Here is a 16,671-nt window from a genome sequence, read left to right as displayed (position 1 = left end):
CGATCGCTTTTGTTACGATATAATAAAATTGGTTTTTGTTAAATCTTTAATGATGTATGTGTTTTTATGGTAATTATTCAAGAATCTATTGTTTGTTAATAGATTGTATGATATAAGGTTGGTATCCGGTTTTTCAAAAGGCATTAGCCTGATTTTGGTCAAGTTTTTCATAGCATTTACGGTATAGGAATAGTTAATGATATCTCATATCAGAACACGGATGCCATTAGTATTGATGGTGTTTTTCTGTTATGAGTGAATAAAAATAATAAAAATTTATATATTTTTTAACCATAAATACAATTTGATAATTATTTATTAATATAAAAATATCAATTGTTCATATGTTATTAAAATATATTTATTGTTTATTTATTCTTAGAAACATGCCGGTACAATCTTCTCAACTTTAATTATAAATAGTTATAGTTAAAGAAATGTTAAGCAAATATAGGAATAAAAAATAAAATATTTCAAAAACAAGAGATTTGTTTTTGCATATATTACAAAAAGATAATATAGAATGAATAAGGTTCCGAAATGTAAAAATTGCCTTTATCAATCTGATAAAACGGCAAAGCGAATTTAAATAAAATTAATCAATATATTGTGATTTAATTTGAATTATTTATGAACTTTCTCTATCTTTTTGATAAATAAATAGATAGAGAATTTTAAGAATAATTAATATATCTTTCCGAAATTCATAAAAAAACAGTAAGTGTTTGATATACTTACTGTTTTTTTATAGGTTTGATGGTTGAGATGTTTCTGATGAATAAGCCTTTTAAAGATTATTGGATAATGTAATTTTATTATCCGGTGAACAGGCTTTCAAGATTTAAAATATACTTAATCCGTATTGTTTTGCAAGATCTAAAATCATGTGATATCCAGCCAGTGAATTTCCATGTTGATCCAAAGATGGACTGAATACACCAATTCCTATTTTTCCGGGAACACTTACGGTAATTCCGCCTCCGACACCGGATTTACTTGGAAGACCTACGGTTCTGGAGTATTCACCACTGAATTCATACATTCCGGCGGTCAGCATCTGTGACTCCACCAATTTTGCTATATCTGCATTCTTATAAGTGGCATCTCCGTCAAACCTTACACATTGGTTGGCAAAGAAATAACCGATTTTTGCAAGATCTTCAGCGGTAAGCTCAATAGAACACTGCTTGAAATAATTATCCAGCTGATCTTCATTTCCTGAAATCAGTCCACTGTTTTTCATGATGTAAAACATACCCCGGTTACGGTGTCCGGTTGCTTTTTCAGATTCATAAACAGATTTGTTATACTCAATTGTCTGATTTTTGGTAATATACCTTACCATATCGAGAATCTTAAGGAAAGGTTTCTCGCCGTCTCCTGAAATTAACGAAGTAGTAAGAATAGCTCCTGCATTCATCATGGGATTGAGTGGTTTGCCTGTGGTCTCAAGGTTTGAAAAATGGTTGAAAGGTTTGTCGGAACCGAAATATCCCATCTTGTTAAAAATATGCGCTTCTCCTTTTTCGTTTACAGCCACCATCAATGATATGATTTTGGAGATACTCTGCATCGTGAATTTTTTACTCACATCTCCGGTGTTGAATACTTTTCCATTTTTATCTACTACTGAAAACGCGATTGCTTTAGCCTCCATTTTTCCCAGTTCAGGAATGTAATCTGCCACTTTGCCCTGTGTATAATAAGCTCTGTTTTTTTCCAGAATAGTGTTTAATGTTTTTTCTGAAATTGTTGAAATGTCTGCCGGTTTCTGAGCGTAAACTATTGTGTTTAAGGAAAGAAAAGCTGCGGTACAAATTCCTTTTGCAGAAAATAAAAAGCTGTTGTTTTTCATAGGGAAGATCTTCAAATAAAATGTTTATGATAAGCCTCGAAAAACAAAGATAAAGTTTTTTAACCTTGTTGGCAATTCTCCTTTATTGTGCCCTAGGATATCATTCTGGTTTTGGATGTGTGTATTTGTACAAGAAGGTTGTGAGGTCAAGATGTATGAAGATTATTTGAAGAATAATGAATGGATGAGAAGATTGTTATTTTCATCTTTATTAATGTTATTAATTTTAATTTAAATGTAATTTTTTTAGTAAAAAATAAACAAATTTATCTTTTGGTAGTGTTTTTTGGTTTTTAATAAATTAAAATTTAGAATTTTATTTGGTTTATGATGGTCTTTAGCTGTAAAAATTAAGATAGGAATAGATTTTTTTATATAACTAATAGAGTGGTGAAATAACATATAAATATGAATTTATCTATATCGTTGGGATTCAATTGTAAAATTATGTTATTTTTTCACTATTAAATGATTTTTGTATTAAATTTTTTATTAATTTGACAAAAAAATTAATAACTTTTTTAATAACTATGAAAAACAACACCTATTTTGGTAGGGAGCACATCTTTAGATGGCTTCTACTATGTTGGCTTTTGGTACCTTGGGTACTGCAAGCACAAGCTCGAATTACATGGACCGCTCAGGTCGGATGCCAGGAATTCCGTGGCGAAAAAGATGATCAGGTTCCAGACAATGGAGTCGCCTTTTCCTACATCAATTCATCCCAATGTCTGCGTGTCTGTGAGGCATCAGCTGTCACCTATGAGGTGCAGGGACCTAATGTTTTTGGTGTACAATGGACGGTTTCCGGAGGAACGGTAACTACTTCCGGGCCTGCGAATACCATAGCCAATGTAGGCTGGGGATCAGCAGGTAACGGATCTCTGCAGGCTGTCATCACGTACAATGATGGAACTGTTGAAACTCAGACTATCTGTATTGTGAAGATCAACAGACCGATCGCAAAATTTGAATTGATGAATTTGGGCGATACGGTATGTAAAAATACGACGATCTATTTTGATAATCTTTCCGAACAGAACGGAGGGTCTGATATCATCAATTACTTCTGGGATTTTGGCGATGGTACAACTTCCACAGCTTTTGAACCATCTCATTTGTATGCTAATCCTGGAAATTATACAATTCAATTGACCGTAACCAACAAGTGCGGCTGTCAGGATAAAATTAAAAAACAGATTAAGGTATTAAAAGCAGATCCTGTACAGATCAACTGTGCCTCCGTAGTATGCGAAGGAAGTACTGAAAAATACAATGCACAGGATGGATGTAACAAAGGACAGTGGAAAGTTATTGGTGGAACAATTGTTAACACTAACGGTAACGAAATTGAAGTGGTTTGGGATCAGGTAGATCCGCTTGATGGCTTCGGATATGTAATGTATATGTCTGATTGTGCCTGTCCTGAGTGGACTACGATCAAAATTCCTGTAGTTTTAAAGAATGCAAAAGTTAAAGGGCAGGAAGTGATATGTACCGGCAGACAGTACACATATTCAATTCCTCAATGGCCTACAACGAGCGTTCAATGGAATGTATCAGGTCCTGCAGGAGGTCAGCTGACAAATACCCAGCAGAGAAATGAAGTTGTTTTCTCAGCAAGTCAGCCAGGTACTTATCACCTTACAGCTAATTATTTCAATACTTTATTGACTTGTGAAGGGCAGGCATCTATTGATATTATAGTAGAGGCGCCGGTAGTGATAAGCGGAGGTGTAGATGAAATATGTGCAGGAACAAGCCAAGGATTTACAGCCTCGCCTAATATCCCTGTTATCTGGAAAGTAACAACAGGAAGTTCTACTTATACTTCTCCTGTAATGACAGGAATATTTAACTACAACTTTGCGACAGCAGGAACTTATACTGTTACAGCTACCAAGCAAGGTGGAGGTTGTGAAAGTAATGCAAGAATTATTAAGGTATTACCAATTCCACAGGCTCCTAACGGAACAATCTCCGGAGAAACAAAAGTATGCCCTGGAAAACCTTACGTTTATACCATCAGCTCAGTTGACTCGGGAATGGTACCGGTTTGGAGTGTTACCAACGGAACTATTCAGGGAAGTAATGCAGGTCCTTCTGTAACGGTTATATTTAACGCTGGCGCTACATCATATACAGTGTCTGCACAGAATAAATCCATCAGCAGTGCAGCATGTCTTTCGGCTCCAAAATCGTTCAATGTAACGAAACTGGATCTTAGCACGATTGTTATTAATCCGAATTCAGGGCCTTTCTGTCCGAGCAGCACTCAAAATTTCAGTGCCAATCTGAATGGAATTGTTCCGGATTTTATGGAATGGTCATTTGCGAGTTCTAACTTCGGAAGTGTTATTGGAGGACAGGGTACAGCTAATATTACGGTAAATTTCAACGAAATTTCTTCAACGAGTACTACTGATTTGGTTTTAAAAGTAGTGAAATGTGGAGTGACGAAGATTATCACTATGCCGGTATCTTTAATTACCCTTCCGGTAGTGAGCTTTACAAATGTTGGCGGAATTTGTTTAGGATCAAACCTTACTTTCACGGTAAATCAGGGAACCATCACTTCAGCTACGAATGTGACTTTCACCTTTCCTGGCGGAACGTATACTACAGCCTTCAACCCTGCCGGAATTTACAGTTTCCCGAATAACGGATATATCCAGAACAATTCAGGAAATAATATTTCTCAAACGGTTACTGTAACTTATACAGGTACGAACGGATGTAATTATAAGCCGACGGCAAGTGCTAACTTTATTGTATATCCTGAAACCATTATTACAGTTTCTCCGGTGTATAATATTGCGGTTTGTGATCCTACAACAATGACACCGTATACGCTTACGGCTAATAGTTCTACCGGACTTACGAATATTATTTCATGGCAGTGGTATAAAAATAATGCGCAGATAATAGGGGCAACCACCAATTCATACACGATATCAGGTGCCGGTGCTTTTGGAACTTATAGAATACAGGCTGTAGATATTAACGGCTGTGTGGTTTCTTCTCAGAATATTAATGTGACTCAGTCTTGTCCGAGCAGTGGAAGCTGTACAACAGACCCTCAGATTAACTTCGTTCCGGCATGGTCAGCTTGTAATAACATTACAGTTTCAGGTTTAACTTATAATGGAGTTCCGGATGAAATCCAATGGTTGTCAGATACTGTACTTACTTTAGTTTCCGGTCAGGGAACAGCTTCACCGGTATATCAGACTAATCTTGCAGGAGCACACATCGTTTTTGTACGTCTGAGATACGGTTCATGCTGGTACAGTAAAGGAGTAGAGGTAAGAAAGAACTATGAACCTAAATTCAATATCAGTACAGTGTGCAGCGGAAACGGATATAATGTAACGTTGTTCAACACTTCTACTATATTTGAAATCAATCCGGGGTCTATTACGTATACATTTACTTCACCGGGACAGCCTACTCAAACAGGGCAGTCGGCTACTTATAACCTGGCACCAGGTACGTATACATTTACCATGACAGTGTCTGCACCAGGGAAACCAACGTGTACCACTACGAAGACTATTACATTAGCTCCGATTCCTAATACGGACTTCCTGGTTCCGGCCTGGTTATGTGCACGTTCGCCTATTACGTTCAGTCCAATAACATATGTTTCAGGAAATACATATACCTGGATCTTTGATGGTACATCTTATGTTACAACAGGGCCGGATGCTACAATAACATATAATACGGCAGGAACAAAAACAATTCAGCTGAAAATTAAAACACCTATGGGATGTGAATATACTTCTGCTGTCATTGGTGTAAATGTGAAAGAGGCTACTCTTGACGGTGATATAGCGCCTCCTGTTCTTGTTGCGTGTATGGGAAGTGCTCCTAATATCGTATTTACCAGTACGCTTGGATCTCCAAGTCAGTATATCTGGATGAATGGTTCTCAACCTGTGTCAGGAGCACCAAGTTCTCCTGTGTTCACTCCAACACAATCTGGTAACTATTGGCCGGTGCTTGTATCATCAGATGGATGTAGAACAAGTGTTATGAGCACAAAAGCAATACCTGTAACACTTAAAAACCCTCCATATGTTAACATATCCGGAACGGCTAATATCTGCGAAGGATCTTCAACAGTACTTACCGGTATTGTAACGGATAATACATTGGAATATCAATGGAAAAAAGGAAATTCGGTAGTCGTACCATGGACTTCATCTCCTTATCCGATTGCTTTGAGCACAGGACCATTAGCTGCAGGTACCTACATTTATACGCTGGAAGTAAGAACACCAGGTGCATCAGGATGTACAAGCAGTAAAAGCTTTACAGTTACCGTAAATAGCCCACCGGCACCAATTTCGGTAACATACAATATGGCAAATTGTCAGCCTTATGAGGTTGTGCTGACTGCATCTGGACCGTCTGCAGGAGTTTATAACTGGAGCAACGGAATGACAGGTCAGTCTATTACTGTAAATGAAGGTGGTGCTTATCAGGTTATTTACACTGCACCAAGCGGTTGTAAAGTAGTAGGCAACACGCAGGTTCCATTAAGTCTTGAGAGTCTGATGTGGGTGTTCCCAACAGGATGCTATGATCAATGTCTTAGAAAGAATTATATTATAGGACCTAAAGGAATCTTCGATCATCATGAGTGGCAGTTGTTCGGAAATAATATCCAGAGCGGAAACAATGATTTCATCTATCCGTTATATATTAGTACTCCTGGAACTTATCAGCTTCAGATCGATCATTTAGGATGTCAGTTTACTTCCGGAACCATGAATTACTATCCAGGTAAAGAATGTGGATTCGAAACAGAATGTAAGCTGGAAGCGAGTATTAAAGACATGAAATGGGTTGGAGATCACTATAATGTTTATGGTGTAATCTACAATGGCGGAAGCCAGCCTATAAGTCTTACGGTTTCAAGTCTTAATGGTTTTGGAGTTTATATTCCATCCATTATTACTATTCCTGCAGGCGGGGTATATGATATGAACGCTAATCCATTGGCATTCTATCCAAACTCAAGCTTCCAGGGTACTGATGAGATCTTATTCTCAAATGAAACCTGTAAGTTTACTACCAAAGCGGTAGATCCTAACTGGATGGGTATGAGAAGTGCAGGAAGAAGTGTGATTGCTGCTTCGGTTTCTTCTCTGAAAATGATACCAAATCCTGCTAAGGAAAAAGTGAAAATCTCGTATAATACAGGTAATGAAAAATTACTGGCAAAACAGGTTACGGTTTTTGATGCCATGGGCAATGTCAAATTCCGTAAGGAACTGAAAGCGGCTTCCGGAGAGGTTGACGTGGAAGTTACCAGCTGGTTGCAGGGTGTTTACATTGTTATTGTACAAACGGGAGACACATCATTACAAGGAAAACTAATTAAAAATTAGTAGCTTATCAAGCAGTGTTCTCTTCGGAGAGCACTGTTTTTTTATAGTATGTGATAATTAAATGAACTTTTATGATACAACTAAAAAACAAACTTTGGGGACTTCTTCTGATATTACCAGGATTATCTTTTAGCCAGACTTACCAATGGCAATGGGGAAAACAGGTAGGAGGATTAACAGGTTCTGCTGATCCGGGGTTTCATTATGTATTTGATGAATCAATAAGGGATATTGTAGTAGATAACAACAATAACACTTACTATCTTGCAACAATGCGCGAACAGGGACAAAATCTAAATGGTACTTCTGTAACCAATTACGGTCTGAGTGATCTTTTTCTGTTCTCTGCTGATTGTGAAGGAAATATAAGATGGTCCAGACCAATAGGGGGATCGGGAGACGGAGAAAATGCCTGGCATATTAAAGTAGATAATAACGGGGGATTATATGTGATGGCTACCATTTATAATAATTCTTATGTAGGAGATCCAAATGCTGTTCCTGTACATTTCGATGATACCCATACATTACCGTTGTATACCCATTATGACCAAACAATAGATCCTGCCCACAAAGCAGCCTTTCTGTTGAAATATAATACTTCTGACGGTACACTGGCATGGAGCAAGCCTTTGCAGGGAGACGTTAATTATTCATCCCGTATGTGTGACGTTCAGATGATGTACATGGATTCTTCCAAAAACATCCATGCTGTGATGGGATTCAGAGCGGGAACCCATTTAAATGGTTTGATTACAGTACCTTCATCCTTTACATCAACCTATCAGTATTATGCCGTGAAGTTCAATTATGATAATGGTAATATGACACCGGCAGTTCCCTTGCTTTTGCCTATTACAGGAGATGCGATAAATGCAGTGGGAAGAGAGGGAAAGGTTAATGTAGTATACGATGAAAGTTTGAACCGCTATTATCTTGCCGGTAAAAGGATGGATCCCGGATTCAGTAATCTGGTTGATCTTTCTTACAATAATGTCCTGTTTACGAAAGCAGCGTATGTGCTGGCTTTTGATGGTACAACCGGAACTGAGGTATGGAGAAAAGAACTTAATAATGGTACAACAAGTACTGATGATGAAATTCATTCTATTGTAAAAGATCCGGTTACTTCAGATGTTTATATTTCAGGACGTTATTTTAATGGAATAACAGTGCCTGCAACCTTCGGAAGTTATACTTTTCCTCTGAGAAGTTATGTGGAAGCCGTTCCGTTTGTCATGAAGATGAATGCGTCAGGTACAGTACAATGGGCAAGAACTCCGGATAGTATGTCTGGTCTTCAGTTTGGTTACCGTTTTACCAAAGGAACAATTGCTGTTAATGGAAATGAAATTGCTTTTGCCAAAGGAAGCTGGTCTGATGTCTGGGGAAGCTATGCAATGGTGCGCCCTGATGGAGATAGATCGGATCCTTTATTGGTAAGACTTAACAAAGATACCGGAGATGTTTTGGGAACGGGAGAGATTCACAGTAACTTTTATGTGATAGATGAATTTACAGCAGTGGCTGCAGATAAAGATGGCAATTATGTGGTGGGAGGCTTTTTTCATGACCAATTGTTTACAGATACCAATGATAATGTCAATACAATGGCTGTCAATGTATCAGGAGGGAAATCTCAGTCTTTTTTTACAAAATTTGCTAAATCAGCATGCAGCCAGATGTCAGTAGAAGAAACAGCTGTTCAGGCAGGAATACAATTATATCCGAATCCTGTTCAGGATGTACTTACAATCAGAAGTAAAGAACCTTTGGTTTCTTATGAAATCTTTGGTGCAACAGGACAACTGGTAAAACAGGGAACTTTGAATTTGATGCAGGAACAGGTAGTATTATCTTCTCTTCAGACAGGAGTATATTATATTAAACTTAAAACCAAATCTTCTACAGTAACAGAAAAGATATTGAAGAAGTAAAAAAAATAAAACTGAAAATTAATAACCTTATATATAAAACAGTGTTCTCCAAAAGGGGGCGCTGTTTTTTATTGGATACTCTTAATTGAAAAAATAAACTTGTTCGTTATTTTACAATTTTTTGTCTGTCAGAATAATTTGCTTTGTATAAAAAAATAAAATGAAAAAGTTACTTATTCTAAGCTTGTTATTAATACTTACTTCCTGGTGTAATGCCCAGACTAAAGATCTTATGAAAACGGTAAGAAAGACTATTGAAGCCAGTAATGCAATCTATGCCGATCTGGCTAACAAAAATGACGGATCTATTCTGACCAGATATACAGATGATGCCTGTCTGTTTCCTTCCAATACAACACCGGTTTGCGGAAGAGAAAAGTTACTCAATTTCTTTAAAAATGGACCTAAGGTTCAGGTCAAGTTTACGATTCAAAACCTGTATGGAGATGGTAAAACCTCAGTCACTGAAGAAAGTTATTACGAAATGACAGATGTAGAAGGTAAAAAACTGGATGACGGAAAAGTAATAGTGATCTGGAAGAATACAAAAGAGGGTTGGAAAATGCACCGCGACATGTTCAGCAGTAATCATCCTGCAAAATAGAATTAAAAACCAATATTGACAGCCTGTTGAAGATCCATATCATTTTTAATCAGTGACTGTCTGGAGACAGAAGGAGTGATGCCTGTAAACTTTTTAAACTCTTTGATAAAATGGGCCTGGTCATAATACCCGCAGTCATAAGCTATAGTGGTAAGTGATTCCGGGGTGTTGAGAACCATTTGCAGGCTTTTGTTAAATCTGATGACAGCAGCAAAAGCTGAGGGGCTTATTCCAACATTCGTAAGATAAAGCTTTTGAATATATCTTTCCGATAACCCTGAAGCCTGTGCCAAAGCCGGCAGGTCCAATGTATGATGATTCATTAAAAACTGTTGGCTGAGTGCCTGAACCATGATAGCTTTCTTTACCCGGTTTTCATTTTTTTTCAACTGTTGAAGAAAGTATGCTTCCAAAATATTGATTTTTTTATAAAGACTATCAGCAAACATGATGCGGTCATATAAATCTGTGCTTCCACTTTTTGCTACATCATACATATCAGTAGCGTAGTTCGTGAATTCCGACAAAGGATCAGAAAAGAATAAAGTACCGGCATACGGATAGATCCTTGCTATCAGCACCGAAGTTCCCTGTGCAACAGTAAGCCTGGTAGGAAGTGTGAGGTGTCCCAGAAGCTCTATATCCGGAGTATCCTTTCTTTTTCCATTAATAATAGTAGCTGCAGCACCACCGGAAATATTAATGATCAGATCTATATATCCGCTGGGATAAAAAACTTCATCCCTGAGATCATTATCAATGGTAACAACGGTATAACTCTTTATGTAAGGTGCTAAGCTGGCGGAAGGTAAAATTTGCATAGCTGGTAATGGGTGTTAATTCATTGACAGATAGTTTCTTCTAAGTTAGGAATAAATATAATATGAATAGAAAAGAAGAATGTCAAATAAAAACTTCCATATTAAAAGTACATCTGATTTTTTGTAATGACGATTTAAATAACCTATTCCGTATTTTTGTAGCCAGTAAGCAATTAAACCGCTTATTTCAAAACATGGGCAATATATTTTCTGACAATCAGCAAATAGAGGTGGTATCTTCTTTCTCTGAACTTGTAAATACCAGTTTTCAAGGAATGATGAATGCAATTTGCTGGCATCGGAATTTGGTTGGAAATTTTAAAGAAATCGTTTCTCAACTTCAGTTAAATGAAGATGTAACAGTAATTTCCGCTCAGGATCTTTTAGCATTACAATTATCAGAAGAAGGAGATATGGCAAGAAAAATGATCTTAAATGATTTACAGTTATTAAATGATTTTGGCGCTTCTCCGGTTCTTAATTTGCTTAAATGTTATGAACGGGATGAAGAACTCGGTTTCATTTCAACAGATGTATATTCATATCATGTAGATCGTTCACCCATCGGAACAGATACTTTTTTATGTACCTACCATGGAGCTGCAAGTGATATCATTCCCAATGATCATGTGGAACAGAAAATTTTGATTCCTGAAATCCGGGAACAGCTCAAAAAACTACACGATGGCCCCGAAGAAGAATTTGAAGACTTCCTCAGAGAATATTTCTTTGATCTTCATTATCAGCCTAAACCCAATGCAGAACCCGTAAATTTAGGGAAAGGTCATCTTTGGAGAATCGCTGTAGATCATCCGGAACAGCAGGCGCTGCCATGTGTTCATAGAGCTCCTGTAGAAAACGATGGTGAATATCGGTTGCTGTTGATTTGCTGATATATTAGATGCTGAAATAATAAGTAAGATGTTCCTTTACTCTTGCCCTATAGCTTTTAGTTGCATTAAATAATCTTTACCTTCAATATTCCCGACTGCAAATTCGTGTTCCAGCAGCTTGAGTCTTTCTGTCTTGGTATAAGGACGGTTATAGATTTCGTTCAAAATATCATTTTCATTAACATTGGAGTTTGGAAGGTGTTTTAGATCACGGTAAGCACAATAATATCTGATTCCTAATAATCTTTGTGAATGCGCATTGAAATGAACACCATCAGGATTAGCCGTAAGCCCTTTTGCGGAAACAAAATAACAGTTTTCATTAGATTGCGCAAAGTCCTCAAGTTCCCGGTTGACGAAAGAATAGTGCATGAAATACTGACCAAATAATCCGTTGGGTAAATAATCTCCTAATCCGCCAATGATAAGCGGGGCTTCGGGAATATTGAGTTCCTGGCGTAAAGCATTAATAATCTTAGAGAATTTTTCCTGATATTGTTCTGCCTTTTCAGGAGAGCAGTCACTTTCACCCTGATGCCATAAGATTCCTTTAATCTCACTTGTTCGCTGGGCAAGTCTGGCCTGTGATAGGGCATTCTCAAACAAAGTACTCCCTACAGCCCAGTCATCAAGGCTGGTTCCCCCATCAGCACATGGAATTAATCCAATTTCATCTTGTTGATGATCTTTTCTCCAGGAAGCTGCAAATGATGAAGCGAGCCCTACACCTGAGCTCGGACGGTCAAAATTAATTGGTTCTGACATAATCTGCCATAATCCGTTTCTCAACATTTTAATATGTTCATCAAAAATAAGCGGAACTTCTTTCGCGTAGCCACGTCCGGCCATATTGGACTGGCCTATCATTAAAAAAGAATGTATCATTTTTGTTTATTTAATACTAAGCCTATGCTTCTGCTGAATGAATTCCAGGCTAATTTTTTTACTTCATTAGGAGCAATATCTCCCGATCTGTATGCGGTGATAGTTGCTGTGATAACACTGGTGAACAGAATTCTTATCCACGTTAATGGCAGTGTACTGTCTATCAATTGTTCTTTCTGCAACGTTACTATTGCACTGAATATATTGCTTCTTGCTTTTAAATAATCCTTACTTATTTCAGTTGTATAAGCAGGCTCCACTTCGTTCAGCTTAATTAAAAAGGCATACTTCGTTCCGCTGTCAATACCAGCATATAATAAATTTTCCAGTTGTATCAGGGGATTGGTAGAACTGTTGCAGGCTTTAATGGCCGCCCCTTCCCAGGCCTTCATCATATTTGCATTGCAGGCTTCCAATAATTCGTTTCGGTTTTTAAAGTATCGGTGCAATGTCCTGCGGTTAAGATTACAGTTTACTGCGATCTCTTCAAATGTTGCCGAAAAATTCTCATTGAACACAGATATTGCTGTGTCAATAATTTTTTGTTGGGTATTCATTATTTTTTAAGCACCTCAAATATAGGACAAATGTCTCAATTTTGAGACATTTGTTTTGAAAATAAAGATAGATAGAAATAGATGTTAAAAATAACAGGCAGTAAATCAGATGATTGAAATTGTTTTTTTTAGCCCCAAGCAAGGATATGGAATTTCTGTATTTATATAGATGAGTACTCCAATAAAAACATTTTTTTAATCAAAATAATTAATTCAAAATCAAAATGAAAAAATTCATTCATGTAAAATTGATATCAATGCTGGTGATCTTACTGGCTATTCCTTTTGTTCTGGCAAGTTGCAGTAATGATGATGAAGCTCCAAAACCTAATCCTGTGACCATCAGTTTTGATGATCTTAACGGTGAATACACAGGAAAGGCAAGTGTATCCCAGGGAACTGTGAGCGGAGAAACAGCGGTTGCTTTTGCTGCCAAGAAAAACCTGATTTCCTATTCAGAATTTCCTATGAAAGAGATTATTTACGCTGTAATTTCTGATCCTGCGAAAGCAAATCAAGCCTTAACAGCAATTGGAAAAATAAAATATGATCTGGATTATACAGCAGTTTTATACCAGTATAAAAAGGAAATAGAACTTAATCTTCTTCCTAAAGAATTAACTGTTCAGGTTCCTGTGGATGGGGTAAACAAGAAGGTTGTCATCACCTTTACAGCTTCCAAGAAAGGGTTGTTTACCAAACAGAATACACAAAATATGAATTTTGAACTGCTTGCGAGTAAAATAACCGTTGAAGGAACAGTTGTCAATCCTTTCAACCCCATAAAATATAATTTTCAAATGCTGAAGAAGTAGTAGCAGAATTAGATATTGTACAGATGCACTTGTACAAGTGCATCTGTTTTTATGTTAATTACCATTTGATTTTTATTTTGGGAACCACTTTTTTTATTTCTTTGGCTACATTAGTTCCTGCTTTCCCTAGCTCATTACTAATGTTTCTGACCACTTTTACCGCTTCGTGATTTTTTCCGGGGCCATATTGTAAATCATGAACGGTCGTATTCCATGTTTTGACAATATCGTTATTAGGACCAAACTGACCTTTTAAAGCGTCTCCAATTTGATTTAATCCTTTAACGATTGTATTATTCTTTCCAAAACATCCATTGTCACCGCCTACACCGTTTGTTAAGCATTTATTTAATTCACGGTAAGTCAGTTGGCCACCTGCACAACCTGCAAATGCGTAGGGCTGGCCTCCGGTACTTATGGCACATTCAACGGCTATTTGTGCTTCCGTATTCAAATTAAGTTTACTTGCTCCATAACAAACCGCAGTTCTCATGAAAGATATTTCACCACTGTTAGCCTGATCTTTAAAACAGGAGACTAATTGTTTGAGTTCAGGATCGTTTACTTTGTCAGCGAAACAAAGCGGGTACATTTCGTAATTACCACCATATTCTTTATAGCATTTCAGCATATCCTGAGTAATTTGCTTTTCTTTTGACCCGCCTAAAATACTGAGCATACAAAGACTTTGCTCCTCCATGGTTGCTGAGTTTTTGGCGCATTTATAAATTTCAAGCTCTTTTTTACCAGCCATATTCGTAACCATGCAGTCCCCGAATTTCATCTGATTTAATGATCCATCAAAATTCAAAGAATTCTTATAACAGTCTACTGCAGTCTGCTCACTGGTCATCATAACATCTCCAAAAGGTTTTTGCTCATCAATAATCTGTGTAGGTAACGGTCTCAATCCGTTAGCGGTTTCAATTCCTATCTCATTGTCATACATAGGTTTTGGCAGATACATAACTGGCCGCGGAGGAACAGGAATAGTGGAATAGCCAACAATCCGATATCCCAATCTGTAATCTAATTCGATAATATTTCTATTAAAGTCAAGAAAAAATGCCTTTTGATAAGGAACTGCCGAAGGCAAACACAGATAATTAATTCCGGTTTGGTCATATACTGCCTGGCCTGCATTTCCCGGATTTCCATTCTGGACAATTACTCCCGTGTTATACATGGTAAAAGACTGACCGTAAGTTGTCAAAACCATTTGCCCGATAGGATAAACTTGAGCAAAGAGGATAGAGCAGAAGCCCATAAGTGAAGCGAATACACTTAAAATGGATAGTTTTTTAATAATTGTGTTCATGGTACGTATTTTTGATAAAGTTACCTCTGTAAACAAATACTAAAACATTACCCTTTTTCGCTATTTTTTAGTTCGAAGAGACTTTAATAAAATATAAAACAGCCTTGAAAAGGGCTGTTTTATATTTTAAATTCAAAATTTTTGAATGGTGATAAGAAATAAATTTATTTTCCGATACAAAACTTAGAAAAAATATTTCCCAGCACCTCATCATTAGTAACCTCTCCGGAAATTTCTCCAAGATGTTCCAGGGCGTTTCTAAGCTCATAAGCCAGTAATTCTGTAGAAATCTGGGAGGAAATAGCTTCTTTCACTTTATCAACGGCATCCATGGATTTTCTAAGGGCTTCAAAGTGACGTTGGTTGGTGATCACAACGTTATTTTCTTCAGATTTTAAATGTTCAACATAAGATGAAAATTCATTTTTCAGATCCTGAATGTTTTGATTTTCAACAGCTGAGATTTTGATAAAATCAAATTCGTGAGAAATGGCATTTCTGAAAATATTCTCTACTGTTTCATATTTTGTAGGAACAACTTCGTCAATTTTTGTTGCACAGATGATCAGCTTCAGATCTTCTCTCAGCAGCGACTGAATCATTTCAATATCCTCCGAAAAATCTTCAGTAGCAGCATCGGCCAGATAAACAAGAATATTGGCGTTCTCTACTTTTTCTTTTGCTTTTTTTACCCCGATAGCTTCAATTTCGTCCACTGTTTCGCGAAGTCCTGCCGTATCAATCAATCGGAAGGCGTGGCCTTTTATATGAAGAATTTCCTCAATGGTATCTCTGGTCGTTCCGGCAATATTACTTACAATTGCTCTTTCTTCCTTCAAAAGGGAGTTCAGCAGCGTAGACTTTCCGGCATTCGGTTTTCCAATGATGGCAACGGCTGTTCCGTTCTTAATGGCATTTCCGTATTGGAAACTTTCAATCAACGAATTTAATTTGACTTCAATTTTATCCAATAATCCACTTAAGGCACTTCTGTCGGCAAATTCCACATCTTCTTCCGCAAAATCAAGCTCCAGTTCAATTAAGGAAACGAAATTTAAAAGATCCGTTCTTAATACAGAGATTTCATTGGTAATTCCTCCTTTCAGTTGATTGATGGCTACCTTTCTGGAAGCTTCGTTATCAGAGGCAATCACATCAGCAATGGCTTCTGCCTGAGAAAGGTCAATTCTTCCATTAATAAAAGCACGAAGTGTAAATTCACCTGCTTTGGCCATTCTCGCTCCGTTTTTGATCAGTGTTTCAAGAATACGTTTTCCGATATGCGGCGAGCCGTGAAATGCAATCTCCACAGAGTTTTCAGTGGTGAAACTTTTTGGTGCCAGAAAGATGGAAAGCATTACTTCATCAATGGCTTCCTCCTCATCCATAAAATAACCGTAATGAATGGTATGGGATTTCTGTTTTTCCAGATTTTTTGCCGGAAAACTTTTCTGAACTACAGATAAAGCTTCATTTCCTGAAACCCGGATGATGCCTAAAGCACCTATTCCATTGGCAGTAGCCAGTGCACATATCGTATCGTTATTCATGCTGCAAATTTACGGTTTTTAATATGAATTTTCGCTG

11 protein-coding genes are annotated in these 16,671 nt (G+C 37.2%); 5 read left to right on the top strand and 6 right to left on the bottom strand.

The window, feature by feature from the left end:
- Window positions 1-841: 841 nt before the first annotated feature.
- The gene (gene glsA, locus CHRYMOREF3P_RS06675; protein ID WP_180564182.1) at window positions 842-1,855 is read right to left on the bottom strand and encodes a glutaminase A; all 1,014 of its coding nucleotides are present in this window, start codon (window positions 1,853-1,855) and stop codon (window positions 842-844) included.
- 530 nt (window positions 1,856-2,385) lie between these two features.
- On the opposite strand from glsA, the gene CHRYMOREF3P_RS06670 reads away from it, so the two are divergent.
- From CHRYMOREF3P_RS06670 to CHRYMOREF3P_RS06660, 3 genes are all read left to right on the top strand, one after another.
- Window positions 2,386-7,254, top strand: coding sequence for a PKD domain-containing protein (locus CHRYMOREF3P_RS06670; protein WP_180564181.1), 4,869 nt, complete (start codon window positions 2,386-2,388; stop codon window positions 7,252-7,254).
- A 71-nt stretch (window positions 7,255-7,325) separates the two neighbouring features.
- The gene (locus tag CHRYMOREF3P_RS06665; RefSeq protein WP_180564180.1) at window positions 7,326-9,191 is read left to right on the top strand and encodes a T9SS type A sorting domain-containing protein; all 1,866 of its coding nucleotides are present in this window, start codon (window positions 7,326-7,328) and stop codon (window positions 9,189-9,191) included.
- A 160-nt stretch (window positions 9,192-9,351) separates the two neighbouring features.
- Window positions 9,352-9,795 carry a YybH family protein gene (locus CHRYMOREF3P_RS06660; RefSeq protein ID WP_077418547.1) on the top strand — a complete coding sequence of 148 codons (444 nt, stop codon included), beginning with the start codon at window positions 9,352-9,354 and terminating at the stop codon, window positions 9,793-9,795.
- A 2-nt stretch (window positions 9,796-9,797) separates the two neighbouring features.
- On the opposite strand, the gene CHRYMOREF3P_RS06655 is transcribed toward CHRYMOREF3P_RS06660, so the two are convergent.
- Entirely contained in the window at window positions 9,798-10,616 is an 819-nt protein-coding gene (locus tag CHRYMOREF3P_RS06655) for a helix-turn-helix transcriptional regulator (RefSeq protein ID WP_180564179.1), read from the bottom strand.
- A gap of 194 nt (window positions 10,617-10,810) precedes the next feature.
- On the opposite strand from CHRYMOREF3P_RS06655, the gene CHRYMOREF3P_RS06650 reads away from it, so the two are divergent.
- The gene (locus CHRYMOREF3P_RS06650) at window positions 10,811-11,509 is read left to right on the top strand and encodes a DUF1826 domain-containing protein (protein WP_180564178.1); all 699 of its coding nucleotides are present in this window, start codon (window positions 10,811-10,813) and stop codon (window positions 11,507-11,509) included.
- A 36-nt stretch (window positions 11,510-11,545) separates the two neighbouring features.
- Here the strand turns inward: CHRYMOREF3P_RS06650 and CHRYMOREF3P_RS06645 are convergent, their stop codons facing one another.
- Window positions 11,546-12,394, bottom strand: a complete 849-nt coding sequence (locus CHRYMOREF3P_RS06645; protein WP_180564177.1) for a sialate O-acetylesterase — start codon at window positions 12,392-12,394, stop codon at window positions 11,546-11,548.
- Window positions 12,391-12,951: a TetR/AcrR family transcriptional regulator gene (locus CHRYMOREF3P_RS06640; protein WP_180564176.1), complete on the bottom strand. Its 561-nt coding sequence runs from the start codon at window positions 12,949-12,951 to the stop codon at window positions 12,391-12,393. Before CHRYMOREF3P_RS06640 ends, CHRYMOREF3P_RS06645 begins: the two co-directional genes overlap by 4 nt.
- Before the next feature lie 224 nt (window positions 12,952-13,175).
- Here CHRYMOREF3P_RS06640 and CHRYMOREF3P_RS06635 point away from each other — a divergent pair, with 224 nt between their 5' ends.
- A complete protein-coding gene (locus tag CHRYMOREF3P_RS06635; protein ID WP_180564175.1) occupies window positions 13,176-13,766 on the top strand; it encodes a DUF4840 domain-containing protein in 591 nt (196 codons plus the stop codon).
- A 58-nt stretch (window positions 13,767-13,824) separates the two neighbouring features.
- On the opposite strand, the gene CHRYMOREF3P_RS06630 is transcribed toward CHRYMOREF3P_RS06635, so the two are convergent.
- Together CHRYMOREF3P_RS06630 and mnmE are read right to left on the bottom strand one after the other, a co-directional pair.
- The gene (locus CHRYMOREF3P_RS06630; RefSeq protein WP_180564174.1) at window positions 13,825-15,084 is read right to left on the bottom strand and encodes a hypothetical protein; all 1,260 of its coding nucleotides are present in this window, start codon (window positions 15,082-15,084) and stop codon (window positions 13,825-13,827) included.
- Between the two features lie 164 nt (window positions 15,085-15,248).
- Window positions 15,249-16,634 (bottom strand): tRNA uridine-5-carboxymethylaminomethyl(34) synthesis GTPase MnmE, encoded by a 1,386-nt coding sequence (gene mnmE, locus CHRYMOREF3P_RS06625; RefSeq protein ID WP_180564173.1) that lies wholly within the window; start codon window positions 16,632-16,634, stop codon window positions 15,249-15,251.
- Window positions 16,635-16,671: the final 37 nt, after the last annotated feature.

The sequence above is a fragment of the Chryseobacterium sp. JV274 genome (genome assembly GCF_903969135.1).
Lineage (GTDB): Bacteria > Bacteroidota > Bacteroidia > Flavobacteriales > Weeksellaceae > Chryseobacterium.
Note: the sequence above shows the minus strand (reverse complement) of the source record. Positions and strands in the feature narration are given on the sequence as shown.